Raw genomic sequence first — 18,683 nt, forward strand, 5'->3', positions numbered from 1 at the left:
AAAAAGAGACTTTCGATCTGCAAGCGACGCTGACCTGATATCTGCAAGACTCCTTAGCGCGGGTTAGCTCGTTTCAAGCCAGGAAAGGGCCATAGCGTCATCGCGCCATGTGCCCCACCTATCGCCCCGCCCTGCCAACGACTGGCAACATTCTGGTACCGGATCTTCCGTCTAGCAGGAATCCTACCGCCCCAGCCAATTCATCTAAGTCAATAAGAAGATGATATTTTCTGTTCTCACGAACGGGATCTTTCCGGACCTTTTCGACGGAATAGCTTAGATTGGCTCGCGACCTGCTGCGTCATGGCGGTTGGGCGACGGAGAGGGTTATGCCCCAAGAGATGCCCCAGGGTCGGGCTGCTGGCGAGATAAAATGCAAGGTCGCCCGAGACGGTCGGAGCCTCGGGCAAAGACTGCATCATGGTTCAGGCACGGGAAGCCTATCCAGCCTGCTCCACCAAGAACTCGTACAGCATTTCCTGACACTCCCGCCGGTAGGTCTGACCCAGCGACTGCCGAAGGGAATCGGATTCTGCCGTGGAACTCCAGACACGATCCGTCAGCCATAACCCCACGACCACCATCAGAAGTGCGATTGCCTTCTCATTCTCATCTTCAACTTTTTCGAAGAGTTTTTCGTGTATAGCTCGAACTTCAGCTTTGAGCACTCCGGAGGCTTTGGCCCGGTAGATCTGTTCCGCACGCTCGGGATGAACCGCGCCGGGTTTTCCGGAGGCTGATTTGGGTTAGTTACGCGGCCATGTCTTCAGTTTCCAGAGCGGCGTAGAAGTTGGCCTCTGCTTCCGAAGGCGGGATGTTCCCGATCGGTTCGAGCAGACGGCGGTTGTTGAACCAGTCGACCCATTCCAGCGTGGCATATTCGACAGCCTCGAAGCTGCGCCACGGGCCGCGACGGTGGATAACCTCAGCCTTGAAGAGGCCATTGATCGTCTCGGCCAAGGCGTTGTCATAGCTGTCGCCGACGCTGCCCACCGATGGTTCGATGCCAGCTTCCGCCAGCCGCTCACTGTAGCGAATGCTCAGGTACTGCGAACCGCGGTCGCTATGGTGGACCAGCCCCATGCCCTTGGACGGGCGCCGATCATGCACGGCCTGCTCCAAGGCATCGAGCACGAACCCTGCATGGGCGGAAGTGCTGACGCGCCAGCCCACAATCTTGCGGGCATAGGCATCGATGACGAACGCGACGTAAGCGAAGCCTTTCCAGGTGGCGACATAGGTGAAGTCGTCGTCCATTGGGCTCGGACCAATGGCGCCACAATGGACGACCCCAGAGCATGTTCGGCGCAGGCACGCGAAACTGGCGGTTGACCTTGTCCAGCGGGCATGGCGCCTTCTTGTCCGGGATCGTGGTCCGGTGCGGCTTGCCGCGAATAATCCCCTGAACGCCCATGCCCTTCATCAGCCTTGCCACCGTGCATCGGGCAATATCGAAGCCTTCTCGGCCCAGCTGCCGCCAGACCTTGCGCACGCCGTAGACGCGCCAGTTCTCCTCGAACACGCGCAGGATCTCTGGCCGCAAGGCCTCGTCCCGGCGCGCCCGGTCGGACTGCCGCGTGGGATCGGCCCGCTTCGCCAGATGATCGTAATAGGTGGACGGGGCAATCGGCAGCACGCTGCAGATCGGCTCGACCCCGTGTGCATCCCGATGCGCGTCAATGAACGACACCATCACTTCGACCGGCGGTCGAGTATCCGCCATCGCAAAATACGCTGATGCCTTGCGCAGGATCTCGTTCGCCTGGCGCAGTTCCCGGTTCTCCCGCTCCAGCGCCTTTATCTTCTCGGCCATCTCGGTCGGTATGCCCGCGCGCCTGCCGCTGTCGACCTCGGTCTTCTTGACCCAGTCATTCAACGTCTGCGGGGTGCAGCCGATCTTCGCCGCGATCGACATGATCGCCTGCCAGCGCGACGGATGCTGAGCCTCGTTGTCGAGAACCAGCCGCACCGCACGTTCGCGCACTTCAGGGGAAAACTTGGTCGTCGTCTTGCTCATGATGCTCCATCCTACTCAGGAGTTGGAGCCTCCGGAAAACCCGGCGCGGTTCACCGGGGCGCAGCTCGGGTGCGGAGACAAGCGCCACCGGCTTGAGGACGGCAGTCTTCACCGGTCTTTGTACCGCTTACCAACGATGCAAAGGCGTTGCTCAGTTCGAGCCGAAGGCGTTCTCGATGATCTCGACGCGCCCGAACTGATCGACAAGGGCGGCATCGAAACGCATCGCGGTCAGCAGTCCCGAAGGCAGGCGCCCACAATATTCCAGCGCGGCATTGCAGATCCGCGCGATCTGCCGCGTCCCGATCCGTTCCGCCGCCCCGGCGTGAAAACGCGACTTCTTGACCTCCACAAAGGCATATTCGTCATCCTTGCGCAGGATCAGGTCGATTTCGCCGCCGCGCCCGCGCCAGCGTTCGGCCATGACCTCATAACCGCGCTGGCGATATTCTCGCGACACCGATTCCTCGGCGAAACGGCCGGAGGAATAGGCGACGGCACCTTGCCGGGCCTTCATGCCCAGGGCAGAAACCGGCGTTCCGCCGGAAATCCGTTCCAACCTCATTCCCGCTCCTTCTTCATCTCAAGCGCCAGCGCATAGATTTCGCGCCGGGGACGCCCGAACCTGGACGCCACTTCCGCAGCTGCTTCCTTTACCGGAAGCGTGCCCAGCAGGCCCGCCAGGGCCGCGCGCAAACTGTCCTCGTCGGCGACGACCGGCTCGGGGCGCCCGAACAGCACCACGATTTCGCCGCGCAACCCCTCGGCCGGGATCCGTTCCAGCAGCTCTGCGGCCGTGCCGTGCATCACCTCTTCGAATTTCTTCGTCAGTTCCCTGCAGATTACCGTATGCCGATTCGCCTCAGTTTCGCAGAAATTCTCCAACAGTTGCTTAACGCGCCTGGGGCTTTCGAAAACGATCACCGTCGCATCGACCTTGCGCCAGCTTTCGACCCAGCTTCGCCGCGCTCCGCTTGCCGCCGGGGGAAAGCCCACGAACAGGAACCGGTCGCTGGGCAGGCCCGAGACCGACAGCGCCGCCAGGGCCGCCGAGGGGCCGGGCAGCGCCCGGACCGCAAAGCCCGCCTCGGCGGCATCCCGCGCAAGCCGGTAGCCGGGATCGGCGACCAGCGGCGTGCCGGCATCCGAGGCATAGGCCACCGACCGTCCCTGGCCCAGGGCGGCAAGCACCGCCGGACGCTGCCGGTCGGCATTGTGGTCGTGATAGGCGATGATGCGCCGGCCGCGCAGCGGGATGCCGTGAATATCCATCAGGTGCCGCAGGTTGCGCGTATCCTCGGCCGCCAGGACATCCGCGGTGTTCAGGACGTCGAGCGCGCGCAGGGTGATGTCGCGCGCTGTGCCGATCGGGGTCGCAACCAGGTAGAGCCCCGGTTCGGGCGAGGCGGCCGATACGGTCAGGGAAAGCGGCCGCGCGCCCGTCCCGGTTGTGCTGGCGCCATCCTCCATCGCGGTCCCTTTCGTGCTGCCGGGGCAAGTTGCCATGTCCCGAATATGCCAATAACCTGCCCCCATCAAACCCCCAGCCTCGATCCAACAGGGAATCACGCCATGACCGTCCTGAAAACGATCCGCGGCGCCTTCGACCTGCGCCGCCCGCTCGCGCGCATCGGCGCTGTCCTTTCCGCCCTGGCACTTGCCGCCTGCCAGCCGATCGAGATGGGAGCCTCGGGCCCGCGGACCGGCCCGAGCATCGATCCTTCGCAGCCGGTGCAGGTGGCGCTGCTGGTGCCGGGCGGCACGGGAAGCGCGGATCTGGACTGGCTGGCGCGCTCGCTGAGCAATTCCGCGAAGATGGCGGCGGCCGATGCGCGCGGCGCCACCATCGACCTGCGCATCTACGATGCGGGCTCCGAGCCGGGCACCGCCGTCGCCATGGCCAACCGCGCCGTGGCCGAGGGCGCCAAGATCATCCTGGGTCCGCTTTTCGCCGACAGCGCCAATGCGGTCGGCAATGCCATGGCGCCGCAGGGCGTGAACGTGCTGTCCTTCTCGAACAACACCGACATCGCCGGCGGCAATGTCTTCGTGCTGGGCAACACCTTCGACAACGTGGCCGACAGGCTGGTGAAATACGGGGTCCGGAACGGCAAGCGCCGCATCCTGATGGTGGCCGAGGACGACACGGCCGGCCAGGTCGGTGCCCACGCCATCGAGCGGGCGATCCGCCGGAACGGCGCCACCCTGGCCGGGACCGCCGTGCATCCCCTGTCCCAGTCCGGCATCGACGGTATCGTCCCGAACGTCGCCCAGGCGGCGCTTTCGGGCAATGTCGATGCGGTGTTCCTGACCGCGAACCAGGGCGCGGTGCTGCCCTATCTGACCGACAGGCTGGCCGATGCCGGCGTCACCTCGGCCACGGTGCAGATGATGGGGCTGACGCGCTGGGACCAGCCCTCGGCCCGGCTGCAGCTGCGCGGCGTGCAGGGCGGCTGGTTCGCCATTCCCGACACCACGATGAAGGCGCAGTTCGACCAGCGCTATCGCGCCGCCTATGGCGAGACGCCGCATGAGCTGGGTTCGCTGGCCTATGACGGGGTATCCGCCATCGCCGCGCTGGTGCGGGCGGGCAAATCCAACGCGCTGACCACCTCGGGCCTGACGCAGAACTCGGGCTTTGCCGGGGTCTCGGGCGCCTTCCGCCTGCGGCGCGACGGCACCAACGAGCGCGCGCTGGCCGTGGCCACCGTGCGGGGCGGCCAGGTGGTGGTGCTGGATCCCGCGCCGCGCAGCTTCGGCGGCTTCGGGTTCTGATCTTGAGCGCCAAGGACACCGACAGCCTGCCGCAAAGCGCCCCGGCCCTGCCTGGGGCGCATTCGCTGTTCAGCCCCGAAAGCTTCCTGCCGGCGCTGACCGAGGCGCTGAACGACATCGCCGAGCCGCGCGAGATCCGGGCGCGCACCGTGGCCATCCTGGCCCAGGCCCGCAGTGCCGCCATGAGCGATATCGCGGCGGGCTTCATGTCCCATCCCCGCGCCGCGCGCGAGACGGTGCGCGCCATCGCCAGCCTGACCGATGCCACGGTGGCGGCCGTCCATCACGTCGCCACCACCGTCCTGCATCCCCTGCTCAACCCGACCGATGCCGAGCGGCTGGCCGTGCTGGCCATCGGCGGCTATGGCCGGGCCGAAATGGCGCCGCAATCCGACGTCGACCTGCTGTTCCTGACGCCGTGGAAGGTCAGCGGCTGGGCCGAGAGCGTCGTCGAATCCATGCTCTACATGTTGTGGGATCTGAAGCTGAAGATCGGCCAGTCCACGCGCTCGATCGACGATTGCCTGCGGCTGGGCGCGGGCGACATCACCATCCGCACCAGCCTGCTGGAACACCGGCTGATCTGCGGCCATGCCGCCGCCGCCGAAACCCTGCGCGACCGGCTCTGGGCCGAGCTGTTCGACAAGACCGTTCCCCAGTTCATCGAGGCCAAGCTGGCCGAGCGTGCCGAGCGCCACCGCCGCCAGGGCGGCCAGCGCTACGTGCTGGAACCGAACGTCAAGGAGGGTAAGGGCGGCTTGCGCGACCTGCAGACCCTCTACTGGATCGCGAAATACATCCACCGGGTCGACCGCGCCGTCGAGCTGGTCGACCTGGGCTTCTTCACCCGCGAGGAGCATCTGACCTTCTGGCAGGCCGAGGATTTTCTCTGGGCCGTGCGCTGCCACCTGCACCTGATCGCCGGGCGGCCGCAGGACCAGCTGACCTTCGACATGCAGGTCGAGGTCGCCCGCCGCATGGGCTATCGCGACCTGGGCGGCCGGCGCGCGGTCGAGATCTTCATGCAGGACTATTTCCTGCACGCCACCCGCGTGGGCGAGCTGACGCGGGTCTTCCTGGTCGCGCTGGAGGCCCGCCACCTCTATCGCGCGCCGATCATGAACATCCTGTTCCAGCGCCGCCGCCGCGTCCGCGCCGGCTTCCGCATGGACCGCGGGCGGCTGACCTATGGCGACGAGCGGCAGTTCCTGTCCGACCCGCTGAACATCCTGCGGCTTTTCGAAGAGGCGCTTCGGACCGGCATCCTGATCCACCCCGACGCCATGCGCGCCGTCACGGCCAACCTGGACAGCATAGACGACCGCATGCGCTCGGACCCCGAGGCGGTCAGGATCTTCCTCGACCTGCTCTTGAAGCACGGCAACCCGGAACGCTCGCTGCGGCGGATGAACGAATTGGGCGTGCTGGCGGCCTTCATCCCGGAATTTGCCCCGGTCGTGGCGATGATGCAGTTCAACGTCTATCACCATTACACGGTGGACGAGCACCTGATCCAATGCGTCGCGGCGCTGGCTGCCATCGAGCGCGGCGAGGATGCCGAGGATCTGCCCGTGGTCAGCAAGATCATGAAGGGCAAGGTGAACCGGCGGGTGATCTACCTGGCGGTGCTGCTGCATGACATCGGCAAGGGCCGGGCCGAGGATCACTCGATCCTGGGCGCCCGGCTGGCGCGGCGCATCTGCACCCGCTTCGGCCTGCCGGCGGACGAGATCGAGACCATCGAATGGCTGATCCGCAACCACCTGCTGATGTCGGACGTGGCGCAAAAGCGCGACATCGCCGATCCGCGCACGCTGCGCGACTTCGCCAAGGCGGTCAAGACCACCAAGCGGCTGGACATGCTCTTGGTGCTGACCGTCTGCGACATCCGCGGCGTCGGCCCCGGCACCTGGAACAACTGGAAGGCGATGCTGCTGCGCAAGCTGCACGAGGAGACCAAGCGCGCGCTGGAAAACGGCCTCGAGGAGCTGAACCGCGACAAGCGCATCGGCGAGGCCAAGCGGTCGCTGCGCCACCTGCTGACCGCCAAGGGCTGGGAGCCCAAGGCGATCAAGGCCGAGCTGGGCCGGCATTACGACAACTATTGGCCGGGCCTGCCGACCGAGACGCAATATGTCTTTGCCGAGATGCTGAAGGATCTGGGCGAGGACGAGATCCGCACCGACCTGCATCCCGACACCGACCGCGACGCGACGCGGGCGGCCTTCGTGCTGGCCGACCATCCCGGCATTTTCTCGCGCATGGCCGGGGCGCTGGCGCTGGTGGGCGCCAATATCGTCGATGCGCGCACCTATACCACCAAGGACGGTTTCGCGACCGCGGTGTTCTGGCTGCAGGACGCGGACGGCCATCCCTATGCCGCCGACCGCCTGCCGCGGCTGCGCACCATGATCCAGCGCACCCTGGGCGGCGAGATCGTCGCGCGCGAGGCCCTGGCCGGCCGCGACAAGCCCAAGAAGCGCGAGGCCGCCTTCCGCTTCCCGACCCATGTCACCTTCGACAACGAGGCCTCCGACGTCTATACGGTGATCGAGGTCGATACCCGCGACCGGCCCGGCCTGCTCTACGACCTGACCCGGACCCTGGCCGACAACCACATCCAGATCGCCAGCGCCGTGATCGCCACCTTCGGCGCGCAGGTGGTGGACACTTTCTATGTCAAGGACATGTTCGGGCTGAAGCTGCACCAGCCGGGCCGCCGCGAGTCGCTGGAAAAGAAGCTGCGCCAGGCGATCAAGGAAGGGACCGAACGCGCCGAACGGGCCGAGCGCCCGCCGGGCGGGACGTTCTGAGGGACAGAAGATGCAACCGATCAGGCTAATCCGGGGCTTTCTCTCGGTGGGGGCGTGGACTCTGGGCAGCCGCGTGGTGGGCTTCGTGCGCGACGTGATGATCGCCGCCTATCTGGGCACCGGCCCGGTGGCGCAGGCCTATATCGTCGCCTTCACCCTGCCCAACATGTTCCGCCGCTTCTTCGCCGAGGGCGCCTTCAACACCGCCTTCGTGCCGATGTTCGCCAAGCGGCTGGAAAGCGGCGAGAACCCGCGCGGCTTTGCCGAGGAGGCCTTCTCGGGCCTGTTCTCGGTGGTGCTGGCCGTGTCGCTGGTCGCGCATCTGGCGATGCCCTGGCTGGTGCTGATGCAGGCGGCGGGCTTTCAGGACGACGAGCGTTTCGAGCTGGCGGTGATCTATGGCCGCATCTGCTTTCCCTATATCCTGTTCATCTCGCTGACGGCGCTCTTGTCGGGGCTGCTGAACGCGGGCGGGCGCTTCATGGCCGCGGCCGCCGCGCCGGTGCTGATGAACCTCATCCTGATCGCGGCCATGCTGCTGGCTGACTGGCAGGGCTGGGACATGGGACTGGCGATGGCCTGGTCCACCCCGGTCTCGGGCATCGCCCAGCTTGCCGCGGTCTGGTGGGCGGCAAAGCGCATGGGCTTTGCGCTGCGGCTGCGCCGGCCGCGGCTGTCACCGGACATGCGCAGGCTGCTGGCGGTGGCGGCACCCGCGGTGCTGGCCGGGGGGGTGGTGCAGGTCAACCTGCTGGTCGGCCGCCAGGTCGGCTCGTTCTTCGACCGCGGCATCGCCTGGCTGACCAATGCCGACCGGCTGTATCAGTTGCCGCTGGGCGTCGTCGGCATCGCCATCGGCATCGTGCTCTTGCCCGACATCTCGCGCCGGCTGAAGAACGGCGATACCGGCGGCGGCCGCCATGCCTATAACCGCGCCGCCGAATTTGCGCTGTTCCTGACCGTCCCGGCCGCCGTGGCGCTGGTGATCGCGGCCTATCCGCTGATCTCGGTGCTGTTCCGGCGCGGCGCCTTCCTGACCGCCGATGTCGGTCCGACCGCGCTGGCGCTGGCGATCTATGGCCTGGGCCTGCCGGCCTTCGTTCTGCAAAAGGTGCTGCAGCCGCTGTATTTCGCCCGCGAGGACACGCGCACCCCGTTCCGCTTCGCTGTCTGGTCCATGGTGGTCAACGCGGTGGTGGCGCTGGGGCTTGCGCCCTTCATCGGCTTTTCCGCCGCCGCCTGGGGCACCACCGTCGCCGGCTGGACCATGGCGGCGCAGCTCTGGCGCGGCACGAAAGCCTTTGGCGAGGCGGCCGAGCTCGACGACCGCTTCCGCCACCGCCTGCCCCGCATCTGCGCGGCATCCGCGGTCATGGGCGCGGTGATCTGGGGCCTGATGCTGGCCCTGGGCGATACGCTGGAGCAGCCCGGCACCCGCTATCTGGCGCTGGCCGCGCTGGTCCTGGGCGGCATGGCGGCCTATGGCGCGGCGGCGCTGGTGCTGGGCGCGTTCCGGCCCTCGGACCTCCGCGCGGGCCTGCGGCGTCAGCGCTGACGGATCTGGCGCATCACGCGCCCGATCCCGCCCGGCACCAGCACGAAGGACAAAAGGAAACCGCAGCAGAAGCCGGCGATCTCGGCGATCCAGGTCAGGCTGCCGTCCTGGAACAGGATGCCGAAGACCAGCTGGAAGGCCAGCAGCATGCCGATCAGGGTGAAGGCGCGCAGCCGGTTCGCGTTCTCCTGCCCCAGCCGGGTCCAGAGCAGGAAGGTGAAGGCGCCGACGAAGCCGTAGACCGCCGGGTAGCCGCCGATCAGCGCCTGGAAGCGGAACTGCGGCAGAAGCCCCGCCGCCAGCGTATAGACCAGCGCGCCCCCGACGGCCGAGCCGAAGAACAGCGCCGCGACCGCCCAAGGCCGGAACTGGTTCGCGATCAGGTTTCCCAGCGCCAGCGTGAAGACGATGACGAACAGCGCATGGGTCAGCGACAGATGCACGAAGGAATAGGTCAGGATGCGCCAGCTCTGGTCCAGCAGGAGCACCTTCATCTGCCACAGCCGCAGCACGAATTCGGGGATATAGGCGGTGCGCTCGACCGCGATCTGGCGCATGGCAAGGCCGGCGCCCTGCCCGCTGCCGCCGATGAACCCCATCTGCGCAAGGCCGAACACCGCCTCGCAGGCGATCATCGGCAGGGCGATCATCCACACCACGGCGGGCACGGGGTTCAGGGGCGATTCATCGTAACCGGGTCGCATCATGGCTCCTTTCCAGCGGGCTGTTGCGCAACCCGTCACCCTGCGGGCGGTTGCGCCCGGACGGGGCAAGAGGTAAGCCAGCCACCGGGATTTTCCAAGCAGGTAGTGCCATGACCACGAGCTTCGCCAAGCGCATCTTCTCCGGCATCCAGCCCTCGGGCGGGCTGACGCTGGGCAACTATCTGGGCGCGCTGAAACGCTTTGCGGACTATCAGGGCAAGGGAGCCGAGACGATCTATTGCGTCGTGGACCTGCATGCGATCACCGTCTGGCAGGAGCCCGAGAAGCTCAGGCACAACACCCGCGAGGTCGCGGCGGCCTTTATGGCCTCGGGCGTCGATCCCGAGGTCTCGATCCTGTTCAACCAGAGCCAGGTTTCGCAGCATGCCGAACTGGCCTGGCTTTTCAACACCGTGGCGCGGGTGGGCTGGATGTACCGGATGACCCAGTTCAAGGACAAGGCCGGCAAGAACAGCGAAAACTCCAGCCTGGGCCTGCTGGCATACCCGTCGCTGATGGCCGCCGACATCCTGGCCTATCACGCCACCGCCGTCCCGGTGGGCGAGGATCAGAAGCAGCACCTGGAGCTGACCCGCGACATCGCCGCCAAGTTCAACCACGATTACGGCGTGGACTTCTTCCCGATCACCGAGCCGATGATCGAGGGCGCGGCGACGCGGGTCATGTCCCTGCGCGACGGGTCCAAGAAGATGTCGAAATCCGATCCCTCGGATGCCAGCCGCATCAACCTGACCGACGATGCCGATGCCATTGCGCAAAAGATCCGCAAGGCGCGCACCGATGCCGACCCGCTGCCGGGATCGATGGACGGCCTGAAGGACCGGCCCGAGGCCAAGAACCTGGTCAATATCTATGCCGCGCTGACCGGCGAGAGCGGCGACCAGGTGCTGGCCCGGTTCGAGGGCCAGGGCTTCGGCGCCTTCAAGCCGGCCCTGGCCGAGGTCGCGGTCGAGGCCCTGGCGCCGATCACCCGGCGGATGACCGAGTTCATGGCCGACCCGGCCGAGATCGACCGCATCCTGGGCCGCGGCGCCGGCCAGGCGCAGGCCATCGCCGAGCCGATCGTCGAGCGCACCAAGGACATCATGGGCATGATCCGCTCGCGCTGAGCGCGGGCTGTCCACGAATGTTGCAATGACTTCCCGGCAGGATGGGCTATGATTCCCCATCCTGCCGCAAAACGGGAAAAACCATGCCTGATCAATTGTCGAGGATGCTCGGCGAGCGCCCATGGTTGCTGGCCGATGGGGCCACCGGAACCAATCTCTACAACATGGGGCTGGCTTCGGGCCAGGCGCCGGACCTGTGGTGCGAGACCCATCCCGACCAGGTGCGCGTGCTGCACCGGCAGATGATCGCCGCGGGCGCCGACATCATCCTGACCAACAGTTTCGGTGCCAATGCCAGCCGGCTGCGGCTGGCCAAGGCGCAAGACCGCGTGGCCGCGCTGAACCGCGCCGCCGCCCGGCTGGCGCGCGAAGCGGCGGCCGAGGTCGGCCGCGCCGTGGTCGTCGCCGGCTCGGTCGGCCCGATCGGCGAGATCATGGCGCCGATGGGCCGGCTGACCGAGGCCGATGCCACCGCCATGTTCACTCAGCAGGCGCAGGCGCTGAAGGAGGGCGGCGCCGACGTGCTGTGGATCGAGACGATCAGCGCCGCCGAGGAAATGCGCGCCGCCGCCAAGGCCGCACAGGCGGTCGGCATGCCCTGGTGCGGCATGATGAGCTTCGAGCCGGGCGGGCGCAGCATGATGGGGGTGACGCCGCCGCAGCTTGCCTCGCTGATCGACCGGCTGCCGCATCCGCCCCTGGCCTATGGCGCGAATTGCGGCACCGGCCCGGCCGAGCTGCTGCTGGCCGTGGCCGGGTTCGCCGCCTCGGGCAACGAGCGCCCGCTGATCGCCAAGCCCAATGCCGGGGTGCCGCGCTATCAGGACGGCGGGCTGATCTATGACGCGACGCCCGAGGTCATGGCCGAGTTCGCCGTGCTGGCGCGCGACATGGGCGTGCGCATCATCGGCGGTTGCTGCGGCACCACGCCTGCGCATCTGGCCGCCATGCGCGACGCGCTGGTCGCCGCACCGCGCGGCCCCCGCCCCTCGCCCGAGCGGATCTCGGCCCGCATCGCGCAGGTGATGGGGCCGGGCGAGTAGTCAGAACAGCGACAGCTGGTCCCCCGCCCGCGGCGGCGGGGCGAAGCGGCTGCAATCCAGCACTTCGGATTCGCGCTGCAATCCCAGCCGCTTGCGGGCCAGGCGGAAACGCTGGTGCAGCAGGTCGGCCTCGGGCCCCTCGCCGCGCATGCGGCTGCCGAAGCGCGGGTCGTTGTCGCGTCCGCCGCGCATCGCCTGGATGCGCGCCATGACATGCGCGGCCTTGCCGGGATGGTGCCGCTCCAGCCAGTCGCGGAACAGCGGCGCCACCTCCAGCGGCAGGCGGATCGGGATCATGCCGGCAGCACTCGCCCCGGCGTCGCGGGCGGCCTGCATGATGCGCTCCAGCTCATGCTCGGTCAGCACCGGGATGATCGGCGCGACCATGACCCGCACCGGCACGCCGACATCCGAAAGCACCCGGATCATTCGCAGCCGGGTCGAGGGCGCGGGCGCCCGCGGCTCCATCTGCCGCGCCAGATCCGCATCCAGCGTGGTCAGGGAAATGCAGACCATCGCCTGCCCCTTGGCCGCCATCGCCCCGAGCAGGTCAGCGTCGCGCATCACCGTGGCGCCCCGCGTCACCAGGCTAAGCGGGTGGTTCCAGTCGTGCAGCACCTGCAGGCAGCTGCGCATGATGCCCAGCCTGGCCTCGACAGGCTGGTAGGGATCGGTATTGGTGCCAAAGGCGATGGGCGCGACGGCATAGCCGCGCCGGCCGATCTCGGCCTCCAGCAGTTCGGGGGCGTTGGGCTTGGCGACGATCCGCGTCTCGAAATCCAGGCCCGGCGACAGGCCCAGATAGGCGTGGCTGGGCCGGGCGAAGCAATAGATACAGCCATGCTCGCAGCCGCGATAGGGGTTGATCGAACGGTCGAAGGGAATGTCGGGCGAGCTGTTGCGGGCGATGATCGAACGCGCCCGCTCCTGCGTGACCTCGGTGCGCAGCAGGGCCTGCTCTTCGGGAATGTCCCAGCCGTCATCCTCGCGCTCGGTTCGATAGGGCTCGAAGCGTCCGGCAGGGCGCGAGTCGGCGCCGCGGGCGCGCAGGATCTCGTCGGGATTGCGGGGTGGCAGGCGCATGCCGCCAGACTAGAACATTTCGCGAACATTTTCCAGATCGTGCCGCGAAAGCGCAGCCGGAATCGGCAGCGGAACGCACAAAGCCGGATCTGGGGCTTTTCGACGCGCGCCGGCGGGGCCATATTGAAGGCAACGGAGGATGCCATGCCGCTGCCGCATTTCCTGATCCTGATCCTTGCCGTGATCCTGGCCGCCGGGCTGACGATCTGGGCTGCAAGCGCCATCGGCATTCCGCTGTTCGCGCTGGGGTTCCTGGCGCTGCTTGCGGCGGCGATCGCGCATCTGACGACGCGCGATCACCGAAGCTAGTCACCCCGCCGCACCAGGCGGGCGGGCTGGAAACAGGGCGCCGCTGGCGCCATTTTCCGTCATTCCTGCGGCGTTACGCCGCTGCATCGCTTGGCTTCTCGGCGTTTTCCTTGACCGCGGAAAGCGCGGCCTCCTCCGTCCATGCCCGCCCGTTCGCACTCGGATCGTGCAGGACCGTCCAGGCCCAGGCGGCCACGCCAGGCTGTTTCGGATCGTGACAGATACGCCCCACCGGCTCCTCATTGCGGCAAATGGTCCAGTCACCCGAAACGGGGTTGCCGTCCACCACGGTCTGAATACGTGTCCACATACGAGATCCTTTCTTGTCTTTTCGTTGATCGCCCTGCATGGCCGCAAGTTACGGGCAGCCATGCGCGCGGACGATGGTCGCAGCGCCGGACGAATGCGAATCGGCGCGTCACAGGCTTGATGTCATCACGCAAACCTGACCGCTTCTTTAACCGGCATTCTCCGGCGCTGCAATAAATCCGCTGCGTTCCGACGCGGCGGCGTCTAGTCCGAAAGCAGTTCCGTATCCCAGTAAAGGAAATCCATCCAGCTTTCATGCAGGTGATTCGGCGGGAAGCGCCGGCCTACGGCGTGCATTTCTTCGGGCGTTGGCCGGCGCGGCGGCCGGCGCAGCCTGAGCCCCGAATGTTTCAGCGATTTGTTGGCCTTCTTCAGGTTGCAGGGCGAACAGGCGGCGACGACATTCTCCCAGCTGGTCACGCCCCCGCGCGAGCGCGGCACGACATGGTCGAAGGTCAGCTCGCCCTTGGCGCCGCAATACTGGCAGCAGAATTCGTCCCGCAGAAAAAGATTGAAGCGCGTGAAGGCCACGCGCTTCTGGGGTTTGACGAAATCTTTCAGCACGACGACCGAGGGGATGCGTATCGCGTGATGCTGGCTTCGCACCACCTCGTCATATTCGGCGATGATCTGGACCCGGTCCAGGAACACCGCCTTCACCGCTTCCTGCCAGGGCCATAGCGACAGCGGATAATAGCTGAGCGGCCTGAAATCGGCATTTAGAACCAGCGCAGGATGGTGGCGCAAGAAGGATGGCTCGCGCACGAATTGGGTTCGAAAGTCGCCATGGTCGTCCAGCATCGGCCCTCGCTTCGCCTTGTCCGGGACGGGTCAGAACATGGCACCGACTATATATCGCGGCTCCGGGCTGACAAGTCCCTGAATATATGCCTGGCGCACAAATAGCCGGGCGGCGTGACAGGCGCGTGACAAGGCCCGCCGCGACGGCTTTACTGCGGCGAGGCGATCTTCATCAGCACCAGCCCCGCGACGATCAGCACGGCGGCGACAAGCCGCAGCGCGTCGGCCGATTCGCCCAGCAGCAGCACGCCCAGGACGAAGGTGCCGACCGCGCCGATGCCGGTCCAGATGACATAGGCGGTCCCCAGCGGCAGCACCTTCATCGACAGCGACAGGAACCAGACGCTGGCCACCATGGCGGCCAGGGTGATCGTGGTGGGCCAGGGCCGGCTAAAGCCCTCGGACTGCTTCATCGCGAAGGCCCAGATCACCTCGAGCAGCCCCGCCACGCCCAGATAGATCCACGCCATGCCGCGTCCCTGTCCTGCCCCGGGGCAGGCTGGCGCGCGGCGCGGCCAAGGTCAAGCCGGTCTGGCCCGGCAGCCCGATTGCTGGCAAGATGGCGGCATGACGCCACCGCCGCCCACAACCCCGCCCCAGCTGATCGGCACGCTGGAATCCGCGCTCTATGCCGAGGATCTGGACGAGGCCGCCCGTTTCTGGACCGGCATCATCGGCCTGGAGGAAATTGCCCGCGTGCCCGGCCGGCATGTCTTCTTTCGCTGCGGGGCGCAGGTGCTGCTGGTGTTTCGCGCCAGCGCAACGCGGGTGCCGCCCAAGCCCGGCGCCCGCCTGCCCGTGCCGCCGCATGGCAGCAAGGGACCGGGGCATTTCTGCATGGGCGCCGCGCCCGGCGCATTCGACGCCTGGCGCGCGCATCTGGAAGCATCGGGAATAGGGATCGAGGCCGATTTCACCTGGCCCCAGGGCGGCCGCTCGCTGTATTTCCGCGATCCTGCCGGGAACTCGATCGAGATCGCCGACCCCGCGATCTGGGCGTGAGCCCGCGGGGCCGGCCGGGAAGGTCAGCGACGGGCGCGCACCGCGGCGGGCTGCGGCGCCAGAAGGCGCAGGGAAACCATGCCGGCCGGAATCAGGGCGATTGCAGTCATCCAGATCAGGGTCATATGCGTCCTCCTTGGCTCCTTACTTCAAAGGTAGGGGCTGCGGACCGTTTCGCAAGTGCGAAACCGGGCGAAAACCCTATGACCCGGCGGCAAACCGCTCTTTCAGGAAGGCCAGCGCGACCGACAGCCCGTCGGGCGAGATGCCGTGCCCCGTGCCCTTCATCACATGGCCATAGACGGTGAACCCGGCCTTTTGCAGCGCCTCGCCGGCGATGCCCATGCTTTCGAAGGGCACGACCGGATCCTGGTCGCCATGGATCAGCAGCACCGGCGGCTTGACCCGCGCCGGCGTCAGGTTCTCGGCATCCAGCAGCCGGCCGGAAAAGCCCACCACCCCGGCGATCTCCTCGTCGCGCTGCGGGGCGACGGCCAGCGCCATCATCGTGCCCTGCGAAAAGCCGACCAGCGCCAGCCGATCCGCGCCCAGCCCCTCATCCGCCAGAACCTTGTCCAGGAAGGCATTGATGTCCTGGAAGGATTGCGCGGCCGAGGCCTGGGCCTGCGCCTCGGACGAACCGTCCATCCAGGGGATCGGAAACCATTGATAGCCCATGGGATTGTTCACGCAGCGTTCGGGCGCGTTCGGGGCATAGAAGGCGGTGCCGGGCAGATGCGGCGCCAGCGGGTCGGCCAGGCCCAGCAGGTCGGCCCCGTCGGCGCCATAGCCGTGCAGGAAGACCACCGCCGAATCGGCCTTGCGCGGGCCCTTGCGTTCGGATTTCAACTCGCGCGGCATCTCGTCCCCCTTCAGCGGACGCCCTCGCGCCCTTTTGCGACCCGGTAATAGGCCCAGAGGGCGCGCGCCGCAACCGCCCGCCAGGGCCGCCAGGGCTCGGCCAGTTCGGCCAGCGCCGCCGGGCGCGGCCGGTCCGGCAGGGCGTAGAGCAGCCGCGCCGCCTCGGCCAGTGCCAGGTCGCCCGCGGCAAAGGCATCCGCCCGGCCAAGCGCGAATTTCAGATAGATGTCGGCGGTCCAGCGCCCGATGCCCGGCAGCGCGGTCAGCCGGGCGATCACCTCCTCGTCGGGCAGCACCCGTAGGCCGTCCCAATCGAGCTGCGCCGCGGCGATGCCGCGCAAATAGCGGATCTTCGGCCGCGACAGGCCCACGGCGCGCAGCGCCTCGTCATCGGCCGCAGCGATCCCCGCCTCATCGGCCAGGCCGGCCGCGGCCATGCGCGCGCCGATGGCACTCGCGGCCTGGGCCGAGATCTGTTGCGAGACGACGGCATCGCGGATCGCCGGAAAGCCCTCGGGCCAGCGCCGCAGCGGCAGGGGCAGCAGCGCCGGCAATTCGCGCGCCCAGACCGGGCAGGCGCGCATCAGATGCGCCGCGCCTTCCTCCAGATCGGCGGCGGCGCGGATCTCGCGCATCAGCCCTCGTCCTCCTCGGCCAGCCGCGCCTCTTCCTTCAGCCGGGTCTCGAAGGCCATCGAGATATGGTGGCGCAGCGCCTGCTCGGCAGCCGCCCCGTCATGGGCGGCGATGGCATCGACGATGGCCTGATGCTCGTCCAGCGTGACCACGTCGCGGCCCTGCGCCGCCAGGCTGGTGCGCGCCATCAAGGCCATGCTGCGATGCACCAGGTCCAGCTGCTGCACCAGGTAGCGGTTATGCGAGGCCAGGTGGATCTGGTGGTGAAAGCGGCGATTCGCCCGTGCCAGCGCCTGCGGATCGCCCAGGATGGCGCGGTCGTCCTCGACCATGCCGGCCAGCACGCGCACCTCTTCGGGCGTGGCGTGGCGGGCGGCCAGCCGCGCCGCCAGCGCCTCAAGCTCGGCGCGCACGGTGTAAAGCTCGGCCAGCTGGTTGTGGTCCAGCGTGGCGACGATCAGGCTGCGCCCGTCGCGCTTGAGCATGGACTGGGTCTCCAGCCGCTGCAGCGCCTCGCGGACCGGGGTGCGCGAGACGCCGAAGCGTTCGGCCAGCTCGGATTCGACCAGCCTGTCGCCGGGGCGATAGATGCCATTGTCGATGGCAGAGAGGATCAGGGAATAGGCGTCTTTCATGCCCGCACGATCCGCGCTCGGAACGGCGATTGCAAGCGCCATGCCGCGGGTTTAGGCAGGGGCCATGGATTTTCGGCATGTCACCACCTGGATCTTCGATCTGGACAACACGCTTTATGCGCCCGAGGTCAGGCTTTTCGCCCAGATCGAGCGGCGCATGACCGCCTTCGTCATGCGCGAGCTGCGCGTGACCGAACCCGAGGCCAACCGGCTGCGCAGTCATTACTGGCGCAGCCACGGCACCACCCTGGCCGGGCTTATGGCCGAGCATGGCGTCGATCCGCTGCCCTATCTGCGCGAGGTCCATGACATCGACTTCACGGTGCTGACCCCCGATCCGGAACTGGCCGGGCTGATCGCCGCCCTGCCCGGCCGCAAGATCGTGCACACCAACGGCGACAGCGCCTATGCGGCGCGGGTGCTGGAACATCGCGGGCTGATGGTCTTCGACGCCATCCATGGCGTCGAGGAGGCGGATTTTCACCCCAAGCCCGATCCGCGCGCTTATGCCGCAGTCCAGGCCGCCGAGGGATTCGACCCCGCCCAGGCCGCCATGTTCGAGGACGACCCCCGGAACCTCGCCATCCCGCATTCGCTTGGAATGCGGACGATTCTGGTCGGTCCAGGCCGCCACGGCCCCGACGAACTGGCCCAGGATCACGACCATGGCCCGCATGTGCATCACCGCACCGGGGATCTGGCTGCCTTCCTGCGCGGGCTTGCCGCAAGCCCAAGCTTGGCTAAGATCTGACCCTCGCCGACAGGAAACCCAAGAAAAACAGGGAACGCGTATGTCCGAACCACTTACCCCCGCCGAGGCGCAGGCCGAGGCGCGCACCGCCACCTTCCTTTTCACCTTCGCGCTGCTGGTCGTCGTGCTGGCGGTTGTCGGCCTCCTGCTCTGGGGCCTGCCGGCGCTCGGCATGCTCGCCCTTGCGGCGACCGTGCTGATGTTCGCCATGCTCGCCGCCTATGCGGCCGGGTTCTAGGCCGGCCCGCACCGACCCCCCT

The 18,683-nt window shown here is 67.3% G+C and carries 19 protein-coding genes, 1 pseudogene and 1 other annotated feature; of the genes and pseudogenes, 9 read left to right on the forward strand and 11 right to left on the reverse strand.

What is annotated here, in order from left to right:
- Positions 1–750 precede the first annotated feature (750 nt).
- The 3 genes and pseudogenes from ACDP63_RS10760 to rsmI all read right to left on the reverse strand — a co-directional run bounded on the left by ACDP63_RS10760 (position 751) and on the right by rsmI (position 3,487).
- A pseudogene (locus ACDP63_RS10760) lies at positions 751–2,017 on the reverse strand (IS3 family transposase).
- Positions 1,619–1,736 (reverse strand) — a sequence feature (AL1L pseudoknot). It overlaps the preceding pseudogene by 118 nt.
- 151 nt (positions 2,018–2,168) lie before the next feature.
- Positions 2,169–2,534, reverse strand: a complete 366-nt coding sequence (locus tag ACDP63_RS10765; RefSeq protein ID WP_028711098.1) for a YraN family protein — start codon at positions 2,532–2,534, stop codon at positions 2,169–2,171.
- Positions 2,535–2,578: 44 nt separating this feature from the next.
- The gene (gene rsmI / locus ACDP63_RS10770; protein ID WP_024845266.1) at positions 2,579–3,487 is read right to left on the reverse strand and encodes a 16S rRNA (cytidine(1402)-2'-O)-methyltransferase; all 909 of its coding nucleotides are present in this window, start codon (positions 3,485–3,487) and stop codon (positions 2,579–2,581) included.
- Between the two features lie 102 nt (positions 3,488–3,589).
- Between rsmI and ACDP63_RS10775 the strand changes: the two genes are divergently transcribed.
- Genes ACDP63_RS10775 through murJ form a run of 3 tightly spaced genes read left to right on the forward strand, consistent with a single transcriptional unit; the run spans position 3,590 to position 9,160 of the window.
- Positions 3,590–4,792, forward strand: coding sequence for a penicillin-binding protein activator (locus ACDP63_RS10775; protein WP_409928022.1), 1,203 nt, complete (start codon positions 3,590–3,592; stop codon positions 4,790–4,792).
- 2 nt (positions 4,793–4,794) lie between these two features.
- The gene (locus ACDP63_RS10780) at positions 4,795–7,605 is read left to right on the forward strand and encodes a [protein-PII] uridylyltransferase (RefSeq protein WP_409928023.1); all 2,811 of its coding nucleotides are present in this window, start codon (positions 4,795–4,797) and stop codon (positions 7,603–7,605) included.
- Positions 7,606–7,615: 10 nt separating this feature from the next.
- The gene (gene murJ / locus ACDP63_RS10785; RefSeq protein ID WP_024845269.1) at positions 7,616–9,160 is read left to right on the forward strand and encodes a murein biosynthesis integral membrane protein MurJ; all 1,545 of its coding nucleotides are present in this window, start codon (positions 7,616–7,618) and stop codon (positions 9,158–9,160) included.
- Here murJ and ACDP63_RS10790 read toward each other — a convergent pair.
- On the reverse strand, positions 9,151–9,867 hold the full coding sequence (locus tag ACDP63_RS10790) for a rhomboid family intramembrane serine protease (RefSeq protein WP_231486865.1): 717 nt from the start codon (positions 9,865–9,867) through the stop codon (positions 9,151–9,153). The two genes, murJ and ACDP63_RS10790, sit on opposite strands and share 10 nt — an antisense overlap.
- A gap of 107 nt (positions 9,868–9,974) precedes the next feature.
- On the opposite strand from ACDP63_RS10790, the gene trpS reads away from it, so the two are divergent.
- The gene (gene trpS, locus ACDP63_RS10795; RefSeq protein WP_024845271.1) at positions 9,975–10,994 is read left to right on the forward strand and encodes a tryptophan--tRNA ligase; all 1,020 of its coding nucleotides are present in this window, start codon (positions 9,975–9,977) and stop codon (positions 10,992–10,994) included.
- Positions 10,995–11,077: 83 nt separating this feature from the next.
- Positions 11,078–12,037 (forward strand): betaine--homocysteine S-methyltransferase, encoded by a 960-nt coding sequence (gene bmt, locus ACDP63_RS10800; protein ID WP_024845272.1) that lies wholly within the window; start codon positions 11,078–11,080, stop codon positions 12,035–12,037.
- On the opposite strand, the gene ACDP63_RS10805 is transcribed toward bmt, so the two are convergent.
- On the reverse strand, positions 12,038–13,120 hold the full coding sequence (locus tag ACDP63_RS10805) for a PA0069 family radical SAM protein (RefSeq protein ID WP_024845273.1): 1,083 nt from the start codon (positions 13,118–13,120) through the stop codon (positions 12,038–12,040).
- Between the two features lie 144 nt (positions 13,121–13,264).
- Here ACDP63_RS10805 and ACDP63_RS10810 point away from each other — a divergent pair, with 144 nt between their 5' ends.
- On the forward strand, positions 13,265–13,429 hold the full coding sequence (locus ACDP63_RS10810; protein ID WP_166435398.1) for a hypothetical protein: 165 nt from the start codon (positions 13,265–13,267) through the stop codon (positions 13,427–13,429).
- 73 nt (positions 13,430–13,502) lie between these two features.
- On the opposite strand, the gene ACDP63_RS10815 is transcribed toward ACDP63_RS10810, so the two are convergent.
- The 3 genes from ACDP63_RS10815 to ACDP63_RS10825 all read right to left on the reverse strand — a co-directional run bounded on the left by ACDP63_RS10815 (position 13,503) and on the right by ACDP63_RS10825 (position 15,009).
- Positions 13,503–13,739, reverse strand: coding sequence for a hypothetical protein (locus tag ACDP63_RS10815; protein ID WP_028711094.1), 237 nt, complete (start codon positions 13,737–13,739; stop codon positions 13,503–13,505).
- Positions 13,740–13,942: 203 nt separating this feature from the next.
- Positions 13,943–14,539, reverse strand: a complete 597-nt coding sequence (locus ACDP63_RS10820) for an HNH endonuclease (RefSeq protein WP_028711093.1) — start codon at positions 14,537–14,539, stop codon at positions 13,943–13,945.
- A 149-nt stretch (positions 14,540–14,688) separates the two neighbouring features.
- A complete protein-coding gene (locus ACDP63_RS10825; RefSeq protein WP_024845275.1) occupies positions 14,689–15,009 on the reverse strand; it encodes a DMT family transporter in 321 nt (106 codons plus the stop codon).
- Between the two features lie 97 nt (positions 15,010–15,106).
- Here ACDP63_RS10825 and ACDP63_RS10830 point away from each other — a divergent pair, with 97 nt between their 5' ends.
- Positions 15,107–15,541, forward strand: a complete 435-nt coding sequence (locus ACDP63_RS10830) for a VOC family protein (protein ID WP_024845276.1) — start codon at positions 15,107–15,109, stop codon at positions 15,539–15,541.
- Positions 15,542–15,742: 201 nt separating this feature from the next.
- Here ACDP63_RS10830 and ACDP63_RS10835 read toward each other — a convergent pair whose 3' ends face one another.
- The 3 genes from ACDP63_RS10835 to ACDP63_RS10845 are packed head-to-tail and all read right to left on the reverse strand — an operon-like array spanning position 15,743 to position 17,672.
- Entirely contained in the window at positions 15,743–16,402 is a 660-nt protein-coding gene (locus ACDP63_RS10835) for an alpha/beta hydrolase (RefSeq protein WP_024845277.1), read from the reverse strand.
- 11 nt (positions 16,403–16,413) lie between these two features.
- Entirely contained in the window at positions 16,414–17,037 is a 624-nt protein-coding gene (locus ACDP63_RS10840; RefSeq protein WP_024845278.1) for a DNA-3-methyladenine glycosylase family protein, read from the reverse strand.
- Positions 17,037–17,672 carry a GntR family transcriptional regulator gene (locus ACDP63_RS10845; protein ID WP_024845279.1) on the reverse strand — a complete coding sequence of 212 codons (636 nt, stop codon included), beginning with the start codon at positions 17,670–17,672 and terminating at the stop codon, positions 17,037–17,039. Before ACDP63_RS10845 ends, ACDP63_RS10840 begins: the two co-directional genes overlap by 1 nt.
- Positions 17,673–17,736: 64 nt before the next feature.
- Between ACDP63_RS10845 and ACDP63_RS10850 the strand changes: the two genes are divergently transcribed.
- A complete protein-coding gene (locus ACDP63_RS10850; protein ID WP_024845280.1) occupies positions 17,737–18,423 on the forward strand; it encodes a pyrimidine 5'-nucleotidase in 687 nt (228 codons plus the stop codon).
- 40 nt (positions 18,424–18,463) lie between these two features.
- Entirely contained in the window at positions 18,464–18,661 is a 198-nt protein-coding gene (locus ACDP63_RS10855; RefSeq protein WP_024845281.1) for a hypothetical protein, read from the forward strand.
- Positions 18,662–18,683 lie beyond the last annotated feature (22 nt).

It is taken from the genome of Paracoccus sp. P2, assembly GCF_046335115.1.
Classification (GTDB): Bacteria; Pseudomonadota; Alphaproteobacteria; order Rhodobacterales; family Rhodobacteraceae; genus Paracoccus; species Paracoccus pantotrophus.

What these genes read in the sequence shown, in the direction of transcription:
- ACDP63_RS10765 (WP_028711098.1), bottom strand. Translation starts at nt 2,534, where the DNA reads ATGAAGGCCCGGCAAGGTGCCGTCGCCTATTCCTCCGGCCGTTTCGCC.
- rsmI (WP_024845266.1), bottom strand. Translation starts at nt 3,487, where the DNA reads ATGGAGGATGGCGCCAGCACAACCGGGACGGGCGCGCGGCCGCTTTCC.
- ACDP63_RS10775 (WP_409928022.1), top strand. Translation starts at nt 3,590, where the DNA reads ATGACCGTCCTGAAAACGATCCGCGGCGCCTTCGACCTGCGCCGCCCG.
- murJ (WP_024845269.1), top strand. Translation starts at nt 7,616, where the DNA reads ATGCAACCGATCAGGCTAATCCGGGGCTTTCTCTCGGTGGGGGCGTGG.
- ACDP63_RS10790 (WP_231486865.1), bottom strand. Translation starts at nt 9,867, where the DNA reads ATGATGCGACCCGGTTACGATGAATCGCCCCTGAACCCCGTGCCCGCC.
- trpS (WP_024845271.1), top strand. Translation starts at nt 9,975, where the DNA reads ATGACCACGAGCTTCGCCAAGCGCATCTTCTCCGGCATCCAGCCCTCG.
- bmt (WP_024845272.1), top strand. Translation starts at nt 11,078, where the DNA reads ATGCCTGATCAATTGTCGAGGATGCTCGGCGAGCGCCCATGGTTGCTG.
- ACDP63_RS10805 (WP_024845273.1), bottom strand. Translation starts at nt 13,120, where the DNA reads ATGCGCCTGCCACCCCGCAATCCCGACGAGATCCTGCGCGCCCGCGGC.
- ACDP63_RS10810 (WP_166435398.1), top strand. Translation starts at nt 13,265, where the DNA reads ATGCCGCTGCCGCATTTCCTGATCCTGATCCTTGCCGTGATCCTGGCC.
- ACDP63_RS10815 (WP_028711094.1), bottom strand. Translation starts at nt 13,739, where the DNA reads ATGTGGACACGTATTCAGACCGTGGTGGACGGCAACCCCGTTTCGGGT.
- ACDP63_RS10820 (WP_028711093.1), bottom strand. Translation starts at nt 14,539, where the DNA reads ATGCTGGACGACCATGGCGACTTTCGAACCCAATTCGTGCGCGAGCCA.
- ACDP63_RS10825 (WP_024845275.1), bottom strand. Translation starts at nt 15,009, where the DNA reads ATGGCGTGGATCTATCTGGGCGTGGCGGGGCTGCTCGAGGTGATCTGG.
- ACDP63_RS10830 (WP_024845276.1), top strand. Translation starts at nt 15,107, where the DNA reads ATGACGCCACCGCCGCCCACAACCCCGCCCCAGCTGATCGGCACGCTG.
- ACDP63_RS10835 (WP_024845277.1), bottom strand. Translation starts at nt 16,402, where the DNA reads ATGCCGCGCGAGTTGAAATCCGAACGCAAGGGCCCGCGCAAGGCCGAT.
- ACDP63_RS10840 (WP_024845278.1), bottom strand. Translation starts at nt 17,037, where the DNA reads ATGCGCGAGATCCGCGCCGCCGCCGATCTGGAGGAAGGCGCGGCGCAT.
- ACDP63_RS10845 (WP_024845279.1), bottom strand. Translation starts at nt 17,672, where the DNA reads ATGAAAGACGCCTATTCCCTGATCCTCTCTGCCATCGACAATGGCATC.
- ACDP63_RS10850 (WP_024845280.1), top strand. Translation starts at nt 17,737, where the DNA reads ATGGATTTTCGGCATGTCACCACCTGGATCTTCGATCTGGACAACACG.
- ACDP63_RS10855 (WP_024845281.1), top strand. Translation starts at nt 18,464, where the DNA reads ATGTCCGAACCACTTACCCCCGCCGAGGCGCAGGCCGAGGCGCGCACC.